At 58.1% G+C, this 16,917-nt stretch carries 11 protein-coding genes and 3 tRNA genes; 4 read left to right on the top strand and 10 right to left on the bottom strand.

The features are described from left to right. Positions 1-111 precede the first annotated feature (111 nt). Positions 112-330: a cold shock-like protein CspD gene (gene cspD / locus PG899_RS02400; RefSeq protein WP_005300025.1), complete on the top strand. Its 219-nt coding sequence runs from the start codon at positions 112-114 to the stop codon at positions 328-330. A 107-nt stretch (positions 331-437) separates the two neighbouring features. Here cspD and folD read toward each other — a convergent pair whose 3' ends face one another. Continuing rightward, positions 438-1,301 carry a bifunctional methylenetetrahydrofolate dehydrogenase/methenyltetrahydrofolate cyclohydrolase FolD gene (gene folD / locus PG899_RS02395; RefSeq protein WP_077095950.1) on the bottom strand — a complete coding sequence of 288 codons (864 nt, stop codon included), beginning with the start codon at positions 1,299-1,301 and terminating at the stop codon, positions 438-440. Between the two features lie 203 nt (positions 1,302-1,504). On the opposite strand from folD, the gene PG899_RS02390 reads away from it, so the two are divergent. The 3 genes from PG899_RS02390 (at position 1,505) to PG899_RS02380 (ending at position 1,819) form a co-directional block, all read left to right on the top strand. After that, positions 1,505-1,581 (top strand) — tRNA-Pro (locus tag PG899_RS02390). 36 nt (positions 1,582-1,617) lie between these two features. Continuing rightward, positions 1,618-1,694 (top strand) — tRNA-Arg (locus tag PG899_RS02385). Positions 1,695-1,743: 49 nt separating this feature from the next. After that, positions 1,744-1,819: transfer RNA gene (locus PG899_RS02380), tRNA-His, on the top strand. Between the two features lie 436 nt (positions 1,820-2,255). On the opposite strand, the gene PG899_RS02375 is transcribed toward PG899_RS02380, so the two are convergent. The 9 genes from PG899_RS02375 to vasH all read right to left on the bottom strand — a co-directional run bounded on the left by PG899_RS02375 (position 2,256) and on the right by vasH (position 16,915). Next, the gene (locus PG899_RS02375; RefSeq protein ID WP_143238969.1) at positions 2,256-3,167 is read right to left on the bottom strand and encodes a hypothetical protein; all 912 of its coding nucleotides are present in this window, start codon (positions 3,165-3,167) and stop codon (positions 2,256-2,258) included. Between the two features lies 1 nt (position 3,168). Then, the gene (locus PG899_RS02370; RefSeq protein ID WP_077095951.1) at positions 3,169-5,703 is read right to left on the bottom strand and encodes a hypothetical protein; all 2,535 of its coding nucleotides are present in this window, start codon (positions 5,701-5,703) and stop codon (positions 3,169-3,171) included. Between the two features lie 9 nt (positions 5,704-5,712). Continuing rightward, positions 5,713-7,758 (bottom strand): type VI secretion system Vgr family protein, encoded by a 2,046-nt coding sequence (tssI, locus tag PG899_RS02365; RefSeq protein ID WP_077095952.1) that lies wholly within the window; start codon positions 7,756-7,758, stop codon positions 5,713-5,715. A 10-nt stretch (positions 7,759-7,768) separates the two neighbouring features. Next, positions 7,769-8,056, bottom strand: a complete 288-nt coding sequence (locus PG899_RS02360) for a type VI secretion system PAAR protein (RefSeq protein ID WP_017411057.1) — start codon at positions 8,054-8,056, stop codon at positions 7,769-7,771. Between the two features lie 257 nt (positions 8,057-8,313). Then, a complete protein-coding gene (locus PG899_RS02355; protein ID WP_077095953.1) occupies positions 8,314-9,744 on the bottom strand; it encodes a VasL domain-containing protein in 1,431 nt (476 codons plus the stop codon). A 46-nt stretch (positions 9,745-9,790) separates the two neighbouring features. Further along, positions 9,791-13,276 (bottom strand): type VI secretion system membrane subunit TssM, encoded by a 3,486-nt coding sequence (tssM, locus tag PG899_RS02350; protein WP_077095954.1) that lies wholly within the window; start codon positions 13,274-13,276, stop codon positions 9,791-9,793. A 41-nt stretch (positions 13,277-13,317) separates the two neighbouring features. Continuing rightward, positions 13,318-14,763 carry a type VI secretion system protein TssA gene (gene tssA, locus PG899_RS02345; RefSeq protein ID WP_077095955.1) on the bottom strand — a complete coding sequence of 482 codons (1,446 nt, stop codon included), beginning with the start codon at positions 14,761-14,763 and terminating at the stop codon, positions 13,318-13,320. An 8-nt stretch (positions 14,764-14,771) separates the two neighbouring features. Continuing rightward, positions 14,772-15,377 (bottom strand): type VI secretion system-associated protein VasI, encoded by a 606-nt coding sequence (gene vasI / locus PG899_RS02340; RefSeq protein ID WP_077095956.1) that lies wholly within the window; start codon positions 15,375-15,377, stop codon positions 14,772-14,774. Continuing rightward, entirely contained in the window at positions 15,377-16,915 is a 1,539-nt protein-coding gene (gene vasH, locus PG899_RS02335; protein ID WP_190283628.1) for a sigma-54-dependent transcriptional regulator VasH, read from the bottom strand. The genes vasI and vasH overlap by 1 nt, the downstream gene beginning before the upstream one ends. Positions 16,916-16,917: the final 2 nt, after the last annotated feature.

Genomic DNA, 16,917 nt, shown 5'->3' with positions numbered 1-16,917 from the left:
TTGGTTACTTGCTAATCGGCGCCCGTCTGCTATGGGCTATGTTACTAGTTATAAAGGGCTGGCGCAGGTTACTCAACGACTTCAAGGTAATCAATAAAAGGATGTAGATGTATGGCAACCGGAACAGTCAAGTGGTTTAACAACGCAAAAGGATTTGGGTTTATCTGTCCGGAAGGAGGTGGTGAAGATATCTTCGCCCACTACTCCACGATACAAATGGAAGGCTACAAGACGTTGAAAGCAGGTCAAGCAGTCAACTTTGAACTGCAGCAGGGGCCGAAAGGCAATCACGCCTCTGTCATTGTGCCAAACGAAGCACAGAACATGTAAGAGTCGAACTGGATAAATAAAAAAACCGGCAAGCCGCAAGGTTGCCGGTTTTTTTATTACTGCAATTCACAGGAGAAGTTCGTTCACCCGAGCAGACTACAAGGAAATCATTGCGCGTTGTCGTGATAGTCCTGACAGGCGCTCAGGGTATTTTCCATCAGGCTGGCAACCGTCATGGGGCCAACCCCGCCCGGCACAGGCGTGATGAAGGAGGCATGATTGCGCGCGGTCTCAAACTCAACGTCACCGACCAGAGAGCCGTCTGCCAACCGATTGATGCCCACGTCGATCACCAGCGCCCCCGGTTTGACCCACTCACCCGGAATGAAATTGGGTTTGCCAACTGCCACCACCAGCAGGTCAGCACGGCGAACCTGATCTTCCAGATCTTGAGTGAAACGGTGACAGGTAGTGGTAGTGCAACCTGCCAGCAGCAGCTCCAGCGTCATCGGCCGACCGACGATGTTGGAGGCCCCGACTACCACCGCATGCAGACCATGCGTTTTTACACCAGTCGCTTCAATCAGCGTCATGATGCCTTTGGGCGTACAGGGGCGCAGTGCCGGAATACGCTGTGCCAGCCGACCCACGTTGTAGGGATGGAAACCATCCACATCCTTGTCGGGGCGAATACGCTCCAATACCTGAGTCGTATCACAATGGGGCGGAAGCGGCAGCTGCACCAGAATACCGTCAACGTCTGCGTCTTCATTCAGCTTATCGATCAGTGCCAGCAACTCTTCCTGGCTCGCCGTCGTATCCAGATCGTAAGAGCGGGAGATAAAGCCTACCTCTTCGCAGGCGCGCCGCTTGCTGCCGACATAGACCTGCGAGGCAGGATCTACCCCGACCAGGATGACCGCCAAGCCCGGCGCCCGTTTTCCTTGTGCCAACCGCTGTTGGACTTGCGCTGCGACCTGATTGCGAATCGTTTGCGCAACCTGTTTTCCATCAATGATTTTGGCAGACATCGTTCTTCACTCACCATGTGTTCAACTGCCGCGCATTGTCGCATTTTTTTGCCACGGGTGTTAGCGGCTCTCGCATGGAGGGCAATAAGTAGGCATTTGAATTCATTGGTGGAAAAATTCGTTGACGCTGGCTTTCCCGCTTGGGTATGATGCCGGCCCGTTGCCCAGTACAGCCGCTGTCGCTATGCTGGAGACGAGATTTTCGGTGATTAGCGCAGCCCGGTAGCGCATCTGGTTTGGGACCAGAGGGTCAAAGGTTCGAATCCTTTATCACCGACCAGGTTTTTCGACATGCCGCCAGGCTTGTCGAGGCAATGCGCCCTTAGCTCAGTCGGATAGAGCAACGGCCTTCTAAGCCGTGGGTCGCAGGTTCGAATCCTGCAGGGCGCGCCATTGATGATATGTGTCTCCCCGATGCAAACATTGATGGATATTTTCAGTGGTGGCTGTAGCTCAGTTGGTAGAGTCCCGGATTGTGATTCCGGTTGTCGTGGGTTCGAGCCCCATCAGCCACCCCATTATCCCTTTCAGAAAACATCCAATCTTATCGATTTAAATCCGGTAGACATAAACCGCTCTCCCAATGTCCTAACCGTTGCTGCAAAAATGCCCGCAATGGGTCGCACAGGCGACACTCTAAAAGGCATAAGTATTGGTGCTGGAGGTCGCCAGCAACCCGTATCAGACCTTGTGGGTATCAAATTGGTATGAATCGGTGGGGTTAATGTAGCCAGACCTGGAGTGCTATTTGGAACACTACTCACCAGAGGTGACATCAGAGCAAAACAATAGAAAGACAACCCCCCTCCTAGCACATATTCAAGAAGGTTCTGAAATTGATACCGAAAGAAGCACACACTAGAGTAGCGTAAACAAGACACCGGCTTGAAGCCGGTGTCAGATGATTACTATATTTATACAAACTAGACCAACACTGATGATCTACATAACTGACTACTTTACTCCAAAATTAATATCAGAGCATAATAAAGAACCGCTTACTTCTTTATTTTTTTCATTTATATAAACAACTTCACAAAGATGATTACTATCATCACTATAAAGATAATTAATAAAGTCCCCCTTAATCAGGTATGACGTAGTTACCTTTCCACCTCTATAAATATATGCTTTTCTAGAATCAACCTTGGCGGGGTTAAAATTCATACACAAACCATCATTCTCCTCATATTTAGCGCCAACTAGAAAAACATTTCCATTTCTGCTCATCTTGGTCTCAAAGGATATTGTTTTTTTATTTTCATAATAAACTACCCAAGGAGATTTTTTATAGCGTTTACAACTATCTCCGGAGATAATTAAATACTCATAATCACCAGCAATAAGAGACTCTTTACTTTCATACACTTTATTTAAAGTCGTATTTTTATCTCTATATGAGACGATAGCAAGATAATCATTTTTACCACTAATAAGACGAGATGTATCAATATCACTAATCTGTCTAGATATTTTATCAGAAAATGATGCTATATAGCTCTCAACATTTCCATACCCATTTACTATCTTTTTTTCTAGACCACAAAACCCTGTTTTATCATAAATTCCATTTTTATTGCTTTTAAATTCTATATAAATACAATCAATGTAAAAATCATCATTATGATATATTAATGTCGCATAAGATGAAAAACTATTCAATGAGTTACTATCATTGACAATAGCCGGTTTACCATTAAAAAAATCGAACCACCGTTCTGAATTACCAGAGCTATTTTCATCAAAATCAAACGATTTTTTCACCTCACCATTCATTACATAAACTTCCCCATCATCCTTACTATACTTTATTTCATGAGATGAAGCCCCAAAAGATACAAAAAGCAATAATAACATACGTAACATATCAGAATTCCTTTGAAGCTATAGATGTTACTTCTAACAGTGATTGAAATTTTTCTGCATAAGATGCAATCAATGCAGCAGCATCATTGCCATTTATTATTTTTCTTGCGGAAACATAGTTCATCGATGACTCATTGATATAATCATCCAACGATGAGCCAGTAAAAATCCCTTCCTCCATTCCCCATATCATAATCGAAACTGCATAGTCAAAATCGGCGGCCTTCTCAGGGAAGTTAACAAAATCAATACCAATATTGTCTTTTGCTCTCTGATAATTTTTTTTCCATGTAAGATGAACACAGCCTCGGCCTCTGTATTTATATCCATCACCTTCCACCGTGTTTCCATTTAATATTGCTCGTTCTCTACGTTTAGGCGTATCAGCTAATATTGGGTCATACTTATCAAAATAGCTAACTGAACCTACTTCAGGTTTCTCACTAAAGTACTCACCGGAAACAAAATGATATGTCTCATGCCTAGCAGTTGCTAACATATAGGCAATCTGATAAAGATTAGCCTTGTACAAGCTATTATTTGCATAGTATTTATTAATGTTAGCTATAAGCTTTCGGAGGTTTTTTTCAGACTGAGAAGATAGGGCCGGAGTTCCTGCTGAAAAACTCATATGCATTTCTTTATATTTCAGAACAAATTCATCGACATTTATCAACCAATCAAATCCCTCCTCCTTTATAACCATCTTCATTGGTGAAAAATGCCAGACCGCCTTATCAAGCTTTAACTTGGCAGCACTCTGCATCCACTCCAGCTTATCGATACGCTGTTTTTCGTGATCCACCAGTTGGTCAAAATCTGGCAGGCCAATTTTTGTCATCAATTTATCTAGCCACAGATAACTGCTGGCTGATGATTTTTCATACCACTCACTGGGATGCTTGACGATTAGCTTGTGAAGTTTTTCTGCATTGCTGATGTTTTGCAGGGCAACCTGTATCTCATCACTGTTAAGTTCACCATTGCCATCGGAATCAAAGCTCTTGACCAGATCGGTGAAAAAGGCTGGAGGTGCATCAGGATCCAGATAGCCGTCGGAGCCTGAACCATCGACCTTTTTAAAACCAATCTTCAGCCAGTCATGCTGGCTCAACAGTTCCACTGACTCTTTCTTGACATACTTTCCTGACGAAACACAGACCCACTCCTGCTTGGCGGCATCTTTTTCAAGCGTGGGTGATTCAACCAGTTCTTCCTGACTTTTGTCAGCAGTCGCTACCCAGAGATCTTTACCATCCTGCTTTTTCTTTTCGTATAAGACGAGTTCCGCCGGGACCTTGGCATAGGTAGCACCGCCTTTTGTTCCCGCCTTGTTGGCCAGCACATCGTCAAGACGAGGATCTTGGGTGAAGACTTCAAGATGGACTTGATGCTTGCTCTTTTTGCCTCCAATCAGAGAGCTTGGCGTTTCCACCAAGCCGAGATAGCCTATGGTCTCACCTGCGGCAATGGCCACGGGAGATGGCAACACATAGAGTTCGCCAAGATGGGAGGGAGGAAGCGTATTTGCCTTGATATATTTGTCTTCGACGCATACCCAGGCGACACCACAACTACTTGGCACACCGTCCACACTCGGCGTCACATATTTGCATCTGGCCATCTTGCGCGCCTTGTCACCATCCCAATGGAATTCGAGTTGGTGTGCATCATACTGCAACTTGGTACCGGCAGGCAGAGAAACACTTTTCTTTCCCACCACCGGACGACCTGTAGGCCCATCAACTCCAGGATCCGCACGGCCAACCATATTAGTCAGCAGTTCCGCCTCTATCTGATCGAATAGCCAGGTAGGCAGGTTGGGTTTAATCACCTCAACAGCAGCCGGACTATTGGCGATCCAGACCGAACTCCCTTGACTGACCACAACACCGGCCTTCTCGGCCTCTTTCATCTGGGTATTGGACAGCTTGCTCTTGATCGTCACCTTGATGAAATCATACTCCTTGCCCCCAACGCTCCCCTTTTGAGGAGGCGTGTTACTGTCCATTTCCAGTTCGGTATTTTTAGGTAGCGTGAAGCGCGGCAAAGCGGCATCAACACGTTGCTGCTCGGCATCAGGATTGGCATGGGGAACGGAATTGCGCGCATTCCACCCCTTCTTCAGTACCAGCTTCTCGGTACTTTGGTACTGATCCCAAGGCAGAAGATGCATATAGAGCGAATAGAAGGTGAACTCGTTTTTCGCCTTGGTCTCTGCATTCACTTCACAATATTCATGCTGTACCAGGCAGAAGCAGTTGGAATAACGCAAGGACTCCCCCTGAAATTCAGAGGTCAGGTAATCCTTCATCATCCGGAAGGCCACCACCTTGCCATCGGCCATGGCTCTGACAGGATACTTATCCTTGCACCAAGGGGCACTCTTGTCGCTGATATGAATGCCGCCATGCCATTTGTTGTGATTGCCAAGAAGATAGTGACCCGATTGCTCGCCATTGATCAGCGCCGTCAATGCCTTGACGTCTTTGAACTCTTCCCCTGTGGCAGTGAGGATGGGAAATGCAAACTTCATGCTGTTTCCTTATTCAGAAAAGAGATAAAACGCACCGGGCTTCTCTTCTTTCAAGAGCGCCTCCATCGCCTTCTCGGTAGGAAGGGCTTTGACCAGTTCAACCAGTTCCGGAGCTTTGACCACCTCAACCCCCTTGGGCACCACGGGGGCCTTGCCACCCCAGCCTGATCCTGACCCTGCGCTGCCACCGGCATTGAGTTTGATGGCGGGGCCCACCAGCTTGATGCCGCTAGGATCCACTTTCACAAAGCTGCCGCCGCCCTTGAGGGTGATCTCGGAACCAGCCTCCAGCACCAGCTTGTCGCCCACCTTGATATGCACTTCCTGCCCGGCTTCCACCAGCAGAGACTGCCCCAGCTTCTGATGCAGGCTGGCATCCACCGTCAGCGAGTAGTCGGCTTTTATCTGGTCGCGCTTCTCACCCTCCACCGTCAGGTGGTCATTAGCCTTGATGCGGGTCACCCGCTCATTGTCGATATCGGTATGCTGGTCGTGCTTGATGTGCCAGGCGGCATCATTCTCGATAAGCACGTTCAGGTCTTTCTGACCGTGGATATAAATCTCTTCCTTGCCAGCCTGGTCTTCAAAACGCAGCTCGTTGAAACCCTCACCCTGGTGGGTTTCGGTGCGCAGCACGGTGCGGGTCTTGTTGGCTGGCAGCTCATACGGCGGCCGATTGGTAGCGTGGTAGGTGCGACCAGTCACGATGGGCTGGTCGGGGTCCCCTTCCAGAAAGCTCACGATGACCTCGTGCCCGATGCGCGGGATGGCCATCATGCCGTACTGACCGCCGGCCCAGCCCTGGGAGACGCGCACCCAGCAGGAGCTCTGGTCGTTGGAGCTGCCGTAGCGGTCCCACGGGAACTGCAGCTTCACCCGGCCGTGCTCGTCGCAGTAAATCTCCTCACCGTCGGGACCCACCACCATGGCGATTTGCGGGCCATCCACCATCGGCTTGTGAGGGGCTTCCGGGCTGCCGATGCGCGCCCGCCAGGTGGTACTCGCTTTTACTACCCCGAATTCGTTGTGGTAGACAGTGGGGCCGCTGCCCCCCTCCTCTTCCAGTGCCTGTGGCTGCAAGCCGGTGTGCTGGATGCGCACGATTTGCCAGTCGGTGTTGAGGCTGCCGTTGGGGTGTTCGGTGAGCGAGAAGCTCTGCCCCGGCTGCAAGGCCGCGCAGTTGGACTTAGCCTGGCCCGCCACAGCATCGTTGCGCAGGGCATCGAGCCGGTGCTGGGCAAAGGCCTTGCCGCTGCCATCCTGCTTGTAACGGCCCGGATAGTCGAAGTGCTGGTAGGTATCGCGTTGATGCTCGAGCTCCGCGCCTTGCTTCTTGTGGGAGAGACCGTAGGCAGGCGTCTTGAAGCTGTAGTCTTTGAGCTCCACATCGCTTGGGCGCACTGCCTCGCGGTAGTGGAACTGCCGCACATAGAGGCCTTGCTCGAGGGAACGGTTGCCGAGGTTGAAGAAGAGTTCGGGGCCAGCGGTCAGGGCTGCCGCGTCATCGGCAAACACAATGCGGTGCTTGCCCGCTTCAAACTCGTGGAAGTAGAACATCCCCTCTTCGGCGGCGAGGCGATTGAGGAACTCGAGGTCGGTTTCCCAGTACTGAACGCAGTATTCCCGCTTGGCGTGCTCGTTTTTCAGGGCAAAGGCGTAGTCGGTGATGCCGTGCTCTTGCAACAGGATGGAGAGGATTTCGTCGGGCTTCTGCGCCTGGAAGATGCGGGAGTTCTGGCGCAAAGAGAGCCGCCACAACGCCGGCTGCACCATGAGCTGATAGCGGGTGTGGCGAAAACCGCTGTCCCCTTGCGCGAAGTCACTGACCACCCCGCACACCCGACGCTGCAGCTCGCCGTTGTACCACACCAGCAGCTCGCAGGGCTGGTCCAACACGGCGCCAAAGTCGATGTCTGGCTGGGCACTCGCCAGCTCCAGGCGCAGGCTGAACGGCCGGTTCAGCCCTTCATCCAGCGCAAACTCGACCACCACGAAAGTGCTCTCGGGCAGCGCCCCCACCTTGACGGTAAATTGTAATCCTGTGCTGTCTGCCATGAAGCGCTCCTTAACCTGCCTGTCCGCTGCCTGAGCCAATCACCACACCGCCGCAGCCGACGGCGGTACCGGTCACGGCGATGGGCTTGCCGTTAACCAGCACAGAGCCGACGCCGCCCGAGATGCTGCGCGGATGGGGTGGATTGTTGGGTTTGTCGTGGGGGGCCAGCGGATCACCCTGGCGGGCCACCGGTTTGCCATCGAGGAACACATCCGGGCTGGCAGCAATCACGGGGGATGGGTGGAAACCATCGTGGTCGGTGCCGATGTCACCGAGCAATGCAATAGAAGGGCACATCTGGATTCTCCGTGGGGCAACCATGGTGCAAGCGCAGTCTGGTGCAGAGACAGTTGGAACGGCGACCCAGCAGCCTCCATGCCATGGCTAAGTCGTCCACAATCACATTAAAAATCAGTCAATTACGATTCAAGCTCGCGGCATCTGACCAATCTGCTGCAATCCATTGCGCAAGACAGGGCAAGTTTCCCGGCAAACCTTGCCTTGCCAGTCAAACTCACCACAGCTTGCGCAATTTTTTGCTCATGACAGCACTTTCAGCTACCAGAAGCGCCCTGCTGCAGCTGATAGAGGCGGATATTGAGCGCTTTCAGATCATTTTCCAGGCTCTTGAGCTCGGCAGCCGTGATGGGCTCCTGGGAGGCTTTTCTCGCCTCCAGTTCACCGAGGCGCAGACTGAACGGAATGTTCTGCATCAGGTTCTTCTGCACTTCGTAGAGCTGGGATTTGAGGTAGGAGATGGTCACCGTCTTGCGCTGGCGCTCCAGCTCCAGCAGCTGATCGAGCAGGGCATCCACCCCGGCGCGGGCATCCAAGTAGGTGGGCACGCTGATGACATCCCCCTGCTGGGCGCCAAGCTGTGCCTGCCACTGCTTGTCCAGCGCCTTGACCGCCAGCGAGTCGGGATAGAGCATCAAGAGCGAGTTGCGCAGCCCTTCGCCGTAGCGATACCAGTAGAGCGGCGACGTCTGCTCGAGCCGGGTCAACTGATTCTGGTAGCGGGCCACCAGATCGCTCTCCATGTTCTGCAGGGTCTGCTCCCCCAGCACGATGCGAGCCTGACGAATGTCGTCATAGTTGAGGGCTCGGGGCAACTCGGCGGCCGGTTGCACCAGACGCTGGGCCGCCACGGTTTTCTCCTGCTGATGTTGCTGCCAGCCGAGCCAGCCCATCACCGGCAGGGCGCAGCTGAGCAGGCCGCAGCCAAACCAGAACCAGGCGGGGCGCTGCCGGCGGTGCTGCTCAATCTTGAGCACGGTGGGCTTGACCTGCCCCTTCTCGCGCCCCACCAGAATGCTGCCCTGGGGCAGGTGCGGGGTCGACGTCGAGACCGTGCCGCCGTGGTCACTCTCCAGGTCGGACTTGAAGAACACCATGGGCGGGATCTGCAGATCCTCCTTGAGGCCCGGCTCGTCGGAGACGATGACGATCTCGGTCTCGTCAAAGAGGTGGGTATACCCCTCGATGAAGTGCACCAGATTCTCGACCCGGGGAATGCGGCTCAGATCCGCGTTGTGCAGCTTCTCGCTGATGAGCTGCAGCGCGCGCTCGCAGCGATAGATCAGCCGCTTGTCCTCGTGGCTGATCTGGTACTGGCGAATGACGTCGCTGATGCGGGCGATGAACCAGTCGAGCATCTCGATGCGGGCCCGCTCCTGATGGACCGGCGGCCAGAAGCTCTCCCACTGGGTGACGATGAGGTTGGCGAGAAACTCGCACCCTTCGGTAAAACCGCTCAGCCCCTGCAGGCGCGAACGGGCCAGGGTGAAGTAGATGGCGGTCTGCAGATCCACCCCGTGTTTTTCGAAGATAAGGCTGGCAAGCTGATGGATCCGCTGCCAGTCCACCTCGGGGCGCGAAGCGTGGCTGAGCTTGTTGATCTCGGCCCGCAGCGCCTCGTACTCCGGCAACATCCTGGGGTCGCGCCCCACTTTCAGGGCCTGCTGACCTTGTTGATTCTGTGACATATGAACTTCCAACGCAGGAAGGGGGCACAACGTGCCCCCGACGCGATCAATAAAGGGATTCGGGCAGTCTGAACTGGCTGAACAGGCCGCCGGTGAAGGGGTTTTGCGCGCTGTCGGTGTAGACGCGATAGGTCATGGCCCCCTGATCCACCGGGAAGCGCACATCGAAGGTGGCGTCATTGACCTGGGTCAGCTCCCCCTTGTCCATCAGGCGGAACATGGCCCAGGGGCCGACGAAGCCTTCGCTGCGTGGTGAGCGCTCGCGGGCGGCCGGCACCAGGGTGATCTTGCTCTCGGCCCCATCGCGCATGGTGTTGGGCCACACCAGCGGGATCTTGGTACGACGGCCATGGGCGTATTCCAGCAGCTGGCCGTCCAGGTTCAGCACGCTGCGCCGCTTGTTGGCGGTGAGCTCGATGGGCTCGAGGGCAAACTGCACCTCCAGGTTGCCCTGCTGACTGAAGAAGATCTGACGGATGCGGGCCGCACGGTCCAGCTGCTTGACCAGCTCTGCCTGGATGGGCGAGCTGAACTCCCCTTCCATCAGGCCGCTCTCCACCATGGGTTTGAGGTTGACCTGATAGAAACTGTCCAGCGTTCCGTTAGGCGCGAAGAAGCGCTCCATCTCGGAGAGGGGCACGTCCTTGTTCGAGCTCGGATCAAACGGATAACGACCGGCCAGCTGGCTGTTGAAGGGGGCCAGCACCTTGTCCTGCCACTCCTGGTTGAGGGAGGACATGGCTAGGTCGATCACCAGCCGAGAGCTCTGCTCGGAGAGCTGACCCACCCAGCGATCGAGCGGGGCCGGCAGACTGCGGGCATATTGCTGCAGCGCGAACACCGGATCGGCGTACTTGTTGGTCATGCGCAGCTGCACCGCTTTCAAGGCGGACTGACCCGGCTCGGTGGCGTTGACGATGAGCTCCAGGTAGTGCTGCAGCTCCACCAGCTTCTGGTTGACCTCGGAGATGAGCGGCCCCTGCTCGCCGCGGCCGCTGAGCGCCGCGTTGGTGGCCATGAAGGGACGACCGATGCGGGCACTGATGGCCTGGGCCGGGTCCCCTTCTACGTCGGAGATCTTGCGAATGCGGGTGTTGTCATCCAGCGAGGCCAGCACCCGCTGGAACGGCTGATCGTTGCCAGTGATGGCAGCAAGCACGTCCAGCGCCTGCTCCGGGCTCTCCAGGGTCTGCACGTCCAGATTGGTCAGCAGTTTTTGCCACTGGTTGACGTAATCGGTGACGTAACGGTCGTTGACCTGACGGGTGATCTCCTTGCGATCCGCCTCGCTCAACTGACTCAGCTTGCGCTGGCCCAGCACCCAGGCATCCATCGCGGTGAGATCGATGAGCGCCTTGTCTTGTTTCAGGAAGAAGTCGTTGAAACCGGGCCAGGTCAGCAACCGCGGCACCTGGCCGGCGTTGTCGCTGCGCAGGGCAAACACGGTGTCGAAGGTGGGGCCCACCTCGTCACGCACGTTAAGATCCGGCGGCAATACATCGCCCGCCTTCACCACCAGATTCTGGTAGACCCGCTGATACATGGGCAGCTTGCCGAGCTCGCGCTGGGCACCGTAGACCGGCTCCTTGAACGGCACGAAGGCGGTGATGGCGGCCTGATCCCGCTCAGCCCTGGCGCCATACCAGTTGGTGTGGTCAAGGGCATAGTCCAGGTGCCCCATCAGCTGCTCCTGTACCGCTCCCTGCCCCGGGAAGGCCTTCTGCCAGCGGCTCGCCATGTACTGCGCTACCAGCTCCTTGTTGCGACCGGACGCATCGTCTAGCATCCGCATCACCCGCAGGATGGCGAGCTTCTCCTCGCTGCCGGCAGGCGCCTGGTTAAGATCCGCCAGCAATCCCTGCATCTGGGCCGGCAGGAAGCGCAGGCTCAGCAGTTGCAGGTAGGAGCCCTCCACATAAGGACCAATCTCGTCCCCCTGGTAGAGGCCGAGGTCGGCCACCAGCGGCATCCGCTCGCGGTAGTTGCCAAAGGAGAGGGTCGCCTCGCGAATGAGGTTCAGGCGCGGCAGCTGGCTCACGCCGAAGGCGTGGGCGTCGGCCACCTCGTTGATCTCCATGAAGGCCTGGGCCTTGGTCAGTACGTTGCGACCCGCCTCCTCGTTGACCCGGTAGAAGTAGTGCCAGCCACCGATGAGGGCGGCCGAGAAGAGCGACAGACAGCTGAGGCCGATGGCCATGCGGCGCCGGCGATAGAGGGTATGCAGCCGGTTTTCGCCGGCCAGATGGGCCTCCGGGAAGATGATGGAGGAGAACAGCTGGCGCACGAAATAGGTGTTGGACTCCCCGCGCAGGGCCGAGTGGATGGGCTCTGGCAGGTTGTAGCGGCGGGAAGCCGCCTGGGCAAACGCATCGAACGGCACCCCTTGCTGATAGACGGAGCTGACATAAACCCCGCGCACCAGCAGTGGCTTGCTCTCCTCGATGGCCAGGGTCTCGGCCAGCAGGCTGGTCACGTAATCCTTGAGGCCCGCCAGCTGGCGCACGAACGAGAACAGCGCGTTGCGCTGGGCGGCATCGAGCCGGCTCAGCATCAGTTCGGGCAGATTCTGGTTGAGGTTGTCCACCCACTGATCCCAGAACAGGGCCAGATCCTGCTGCCAGTCGGCGCCCGGCTTGAAGGTCACCCCCAGCACGGCCTCGCGGGCCTCCTTGTCGAGCTGCTGGTAGATAACGTCAAAGCCGCGCAGCAGATCGAGCTTGGTGAAGGCGACATAGAGCGGCAACCGGGTATTCATGGTGGCTGACACCTCCTGCAGGCGCGAGCGCATCAGCTGGGCATAGGCCTTGCGCTCGGCCACGCTGGCGTGGGAGAGCCAGGCCAGATCCACGGTGAGCACCAGGCCGTTGAGGGGCTGGCGACGGCGGTGTTCATTGAGCCAGCCAAGCAGGTGCAGCCAGAGCCGCTCATGCTTGCGCGCCTGCGGATCCAGTTCGGCTTCGCTCTGGGAGAGCAGCACCCCGGCGGGATCCAGCATCACTGCCTGTTCCCCCAACCAGCAATCCACCAGCTGATCCTGCGCCACGTCGCGCAGTTCGGTATCGAGTCTCGGGTTGAGCTTGTTGGCCGGGTTGGCGCGGTGAATGAGGCTGCTCTTGCCGCTGCCGGGCAGCCCCAGCACCAGATACCAGGGCATGGCGTAGAGCGCCCCCTTGCCCAGATGGGTATTCAACGCCTGCAGCCAGCGATCGAGGAACAGCGCCTGCCTGTCGATGAGCCCCTTGACCGGGTCCTGCTCCAGCACTACCTCGTGCTGACGCTCGGCCTTGAGCTGTTGCATCTTGCGCCACACTCGCCAGGAGACCACTCCCAGCAGCAACCAGAGCCAGAGCAGGGTGAACACCACCCGCCCCCACAGCGGCTCGAACGGCTTGGCGCCGTGCACCTCGAGACGAGGGCCCAGCCACCACACCAGGATGAGAGCCAGCACCCAGAGCACAGCACCGAGCAGGGGCCAGGAGGGTTTCAATTTCGGCAGCTGTTGCCGCAGAAAAGTAAAAATGGTTTTGAACATAAAATGTGATCCAACTCCGACTCAATGACTCATTTCGGCATTCATTTCGACAACGGCGCCGCCAGGCTCTCCAGGCGGTTGACCAGCCCGGGCTCCCAGTGCGACAACCCGAGGCGACTGGCCTCTTGCCACAAGTGTTGATAGTGCTGGCGCGCAAGCGCCTCCATGCCTTCCTGCGCCAACAGCTCCGCCTGCACCAGCAAGGCGTGGAAGCGATCTCTTGGCTCTTTCAACTGCGCAATCCGCTCATCGAGCAGGGCGAGCGCCGCCGCGATCCCCTGCTCGCCGTGGCGCTGGGCGACCTCCTCGGCCAGCCCCGCCTCGCCACTGCCCGCACTGCCGCTCTTGGCCGGTTGCAGCCAGCGGCTGCACTCGGGGGAGAGAAACGGCGAGCCGTCGCTGAAGGCCAGTTCCCGCAGGGCCGGCAGGCGCTGCAGAAAAGTGCCGAGCTCCTCGGCGATCGCCTGAGCCACCGCCCCAAAGCCGAGCTTCTGGGCCACCTCGGCCGAGAGCCTGTGCCCCTCGAACCAGTAAGGCGCCAGGGTCAGGCTCTGCTCGATGCGCTGCCAGAGCCCCTGATCAGGGGCGTTCATGGCGGCGCGGTACTCGTCCACCATGTCCGCCGACATGGGCGCCAGCGGGGTTTTATTGCCCGCCCCGCTCATGGGGACCGCCGTGATCCCGGCCCAGACGGCGTGACGGCGCAGCCGATAGCCCACCGCCGCCTCCGGCTGGCGCTCGATCAGGAGCTCCGCCACCTTGAGCTGGGTCTGGCGCCAGGCGCGATCGTTGGAACTGTCGACGTCGACGCCGGCACTGCCGCCACCGCCGCTGAGCCCCATGGCGCCGGCACCGCTGGCGGTCGACGCAGCCGAGGCCGGGGAGCCCGCTGCCGCCGCGCCGCTGCTTTGCGGCTGCCCGGCGGCATTGGCCTCGGCCTGTGCCACCTGCTGGCGCTGGGCCCGCTTCAGCCCCATCACCAGCGGGTCGAGCAGCTCCCCCTTGTCGGGACACTGCGCCAGCCAGACCCGCTCCAGCTGCTCGGCCTGGGCCAGCAACTGGGCCAACTCGGCAGCCGAGGCGCTCTCGCAAATGCGCGGCAGGGCCCCTTCGAAGCGCTTGACGATCTGCACCATCAGCCGCTGTTTCTGGCTGGCATTGCCGGGCCAGGCCAGCAGCCAGTAAGCCTGGATCCAGGCCTCCAGCAGGCTGATCGCCGCCCCCAGCGGGGTCGCCTTGGCCGGATGCTGCAGACAGCGCAGCAGCTGGGCCAGCACCCGCATGTCCTTGGTGCGGCTCTCCAGCAAGCCGAGGCAAGCCTCGGCCACCGCATTGAGATCCACCTGGCTGTGAGCGAGGGATCCCAGCTTGACCAGCTCGGTCTCCACGTAGTCCCAGCGCGGCTCGTCGGCCAGCACGGCGCCTTTTATCTGATCATCCGGCAGGCTGGTGAGCAGGCGTGCACACCAGGGGTGTTGATAGCTCATCGCCCCTCCTACCAGCGGCACTGCTGACGCAGCGGTGCCAGCGCCTCTTTCAGGCCGCTCAAATCGACCCGCAAGAGGGCGCCGTTGTCGGCCCGCACCTGCAGCTCGCGATGGCCCTGCCAGCGCTTGAGCTCCTCGATGGCGGGCAGGCCGCGGCCATATTCCAGCAACAGCCCCTGATCCCGGATAAACCAGCTCTGGGAGCCAGCACTCGGCTGACCATCCAGCTCGACCTGCACTTTCTCGCCGCTCCAGGGCTGATCCAGCCGCAGCCGGATATGGGTGATGCTGTCGACGCAGCCGATGGCCAGGGTCGCCCCCCGCAGTGCCGGGCGGGTCAGGGTTTCACTGCCACTGCCGGCGTCGCTCTGCAACAGGAAGGGCGCGCTCGCTGGCGTCCGAGCCTGCTCCTGGGCCCAGATGGCCTGCCAGGCCGCCGACTTGGGGGCGGCCCCCTCGGCTGCACTGACCGCCCCATTGCCGATGGCGTCGTAGCAGGCGAGGCGTACCAGCGGCGAGGGTTCCTGCCGGCAGGCCTGCCAGCGCGCCATGTCCAGCGGGACCTCGGCCGCACTGGTGGCCAGCAGCAGCGGTAACAAGCCGAGGATGCTCATCAGTTCACCTCCAGTTTCTGGCACTTGTGATCCAGGGTGCGCTTGGGAATGTTGAGGCTCTCGGCCACCAGCATCCGATTGCCCTGGAAGTGACGCAGCCGCGCCTCGATGACGGAGGCCTCGTACTGCTGCATGGCCCGGCGCAGATCACGGATGTGGTTGTAGTCGTCCATGGTGCCGGGCAACTCGACGCAGACCCGCTCACGCAACTCCGGCGGCAGCGCCTCCAGCCCCACCTCCTCCCCGTGACGGGTATGGGCACAGGCCACCTCCAGCAGGTTGCGCAGCTCGCGCACGTTGCCGGGGAAGTCATAGGTCTGCAGCTGTTTCAAGAACTTGCGCTGCAAACCGACGAGCGTCTTGCCATCCTGGGCGGCAAACTGGGCCATGAAGTGCTGGCACAGCAGCGGCACGTCATCCATGTGCTCGCGCAGGGGGGCGATCAGCAGCAGGCACTGACAGAGACGGTGGTAGAGGTCGGCCCGAAACTGCCCCTCCTCCACATGTCGGGTCAGCGGCTGATGGGTAGCGGCGATGAGGCGAAAATCGGAGTGATACTCCTGCTCGGCCCCGAGCGGTCGGTAACTGCGGGTTTCCAGCACCCGCAGCAGCTTGGCCTGCATGGCAGCCGGCATGTCCCCCACCTCGTCCAGAAACAGGGTGCCGCCGTTGGCCTGGGCTACCAGCCCGGTCTTGTTGGCAAGGGCGCCGGAGAAGGCTCCCTTCTGGTAACCAAACAGCTCGCTCTCGATGAGGTTCTCCGGGATGGCGGCGCAGTTGATGGCCACAAAGGGCTTGTTGGCGCGATCGGAGCACTGGTGCACCAGCCGTGCCACCACCTCCTTGCCACTGCCGGTCTCCCCCTGAATGAGCACAGTCAGCTTGTGCTGGCCAGCCTGATTGATCTGCTCGCGCAGCCCGCGGATCACCGCCGACTGGCCGACCAGCTGATCGCCGAGCAGCTTCTCGTGCTGACGCAGCCGCTCCCCCTCCCCCTTCATCTGGCGCAGGGAGTCACGCAGTACCCCCTGATCCCGCCGGCTGCGACCGAGATCGCGAATGAGGGTGAGCTGGTTGCAAAAGACCTGGGAGAGCTGGGCCAGCTCGGAGCCATCGGCCCAGGCCCGCAGCACCTCCCCTTCATCCATCAGGGCCAGCACGGCAAACGGCTTGCCATTGCCGTCCAGCAGCGGATACGCATGCAACCCGCACTGCTGGCCAAGGTTGGCCAGCAGTGCGCGAAAACCGGCGTGCTCGATGCGTGCTCCGCCGTAGAGGGAGTCCCAGGTGCGGGACTGGGCCTTGTGCAGCACATAGGCAAGCGGGTGGGAAAAATCGTCCACCGCCAGCCCCAGCGCCACTTCCTTCCCCCTGACCCAGCCTTGGCACTCCAGCTGACGGCCGCTCACATCCAGCATGCCGAGCAGCAGCCCCCTGGGCTGGAAGCTGGCATGGACGGTCGAGCTCCACCAGTGGCACAGGTGCGGCTCATCACGCTGGGCGGTGAGGGCCAGGGCAAATGCGAGGGCTTGCTCCATAC

The organism is Aeromonas sp. QDB39 (assembly GCF_027707585.1).
GTDB classification, from domain to species: Bacteria; Pseudomonadota; Gammaproteobacteria; order Enterobacterales; family Aeromonadaceae; genus Aeromonas; species Aeromonas hydrophila.
This window is presented reverse-complemented; position numbering and strand designations above follow the sequence as displayed.

Excerpts from the sequence above, each read along its gene's own strand:
- cspD (WP_005300025.1), top strand. The coding sequence starts at position 112 with ATGGCAACCGGAACAGTCAAGTGGTTTAACAACGCAAAAGGATTTGGG.
- folD (WP_077095950.1), bottom strand. The coding sequence starts at position 1,301 with ATGTCTGCCAAAATCATTGATGGAAAACAGGTTGCGCAAACGATTCGC.
- PG899_RS02375 (WP_143238969.1), bottom strand. The coding sequence starts at position 3,167 with ATGTTACGTATGTTATTATTGCTTTTTGTATCTTTTGGGGCTTCATCT.
- PG899_RS02370 (WP_077095951.1), bottom strand. The coding sequence starts at position 5,703 with ATGAAGTTTGCATTTCCCATCCTCACTGCCACAGGGGAAGAGTTCAAA.
- tssI (WP_077095952.1), bottom strand. The coding sequence starts at position 7,758 with ATGGCAGACAGCACAGGATTACAATTTACCGTCAAGGTGGGGGCGCTG.
- PG899_RS02360 (WP_017411057.1), bottom strand. The coding sequence starts at position 8,056 with ATGTGCCCTTCTATTGCATTGCTCGGTGACATCGGCACCGACCACGAT.
- PG899_RS02355 (WP_077095953.1), bottom strand. The coding sequence starts at position 9,744 with ATGTCACAGAATCAACAAGGTCAGCAGGCCCTGAAAGTGGGGCGCGAC.
- tssM (WP_077095954.1), bottom strand. The coding sequence starts at position 13,276 with ATGTTCAAAACCATTTTTACTTTTCTGCGGCAACAGCTGCCGAAATTG.
- tssA (WP_077095955.1), bottom strand. The coding sequence starts at position 14,763 with ATGAGCTATCAACACCCCTGGTGTGCACGCCTGCTCACCAGCCTGCCG.
- vasI (WP_077095956.1), bottom strand. The coding sequence starts at position 15,377 with ATGAGCATCCTCGGCTTGTTACCGCTGCTGCTGGCCACCAGTGCGGCC.
- vasH (WP_190283628.1), bottom strand. The coding sequence starts at position 16,915 with ATGGAGCAAGCCCTCGCATTTGCCCTGGCCCTCACCGCCCAGCGTGAT.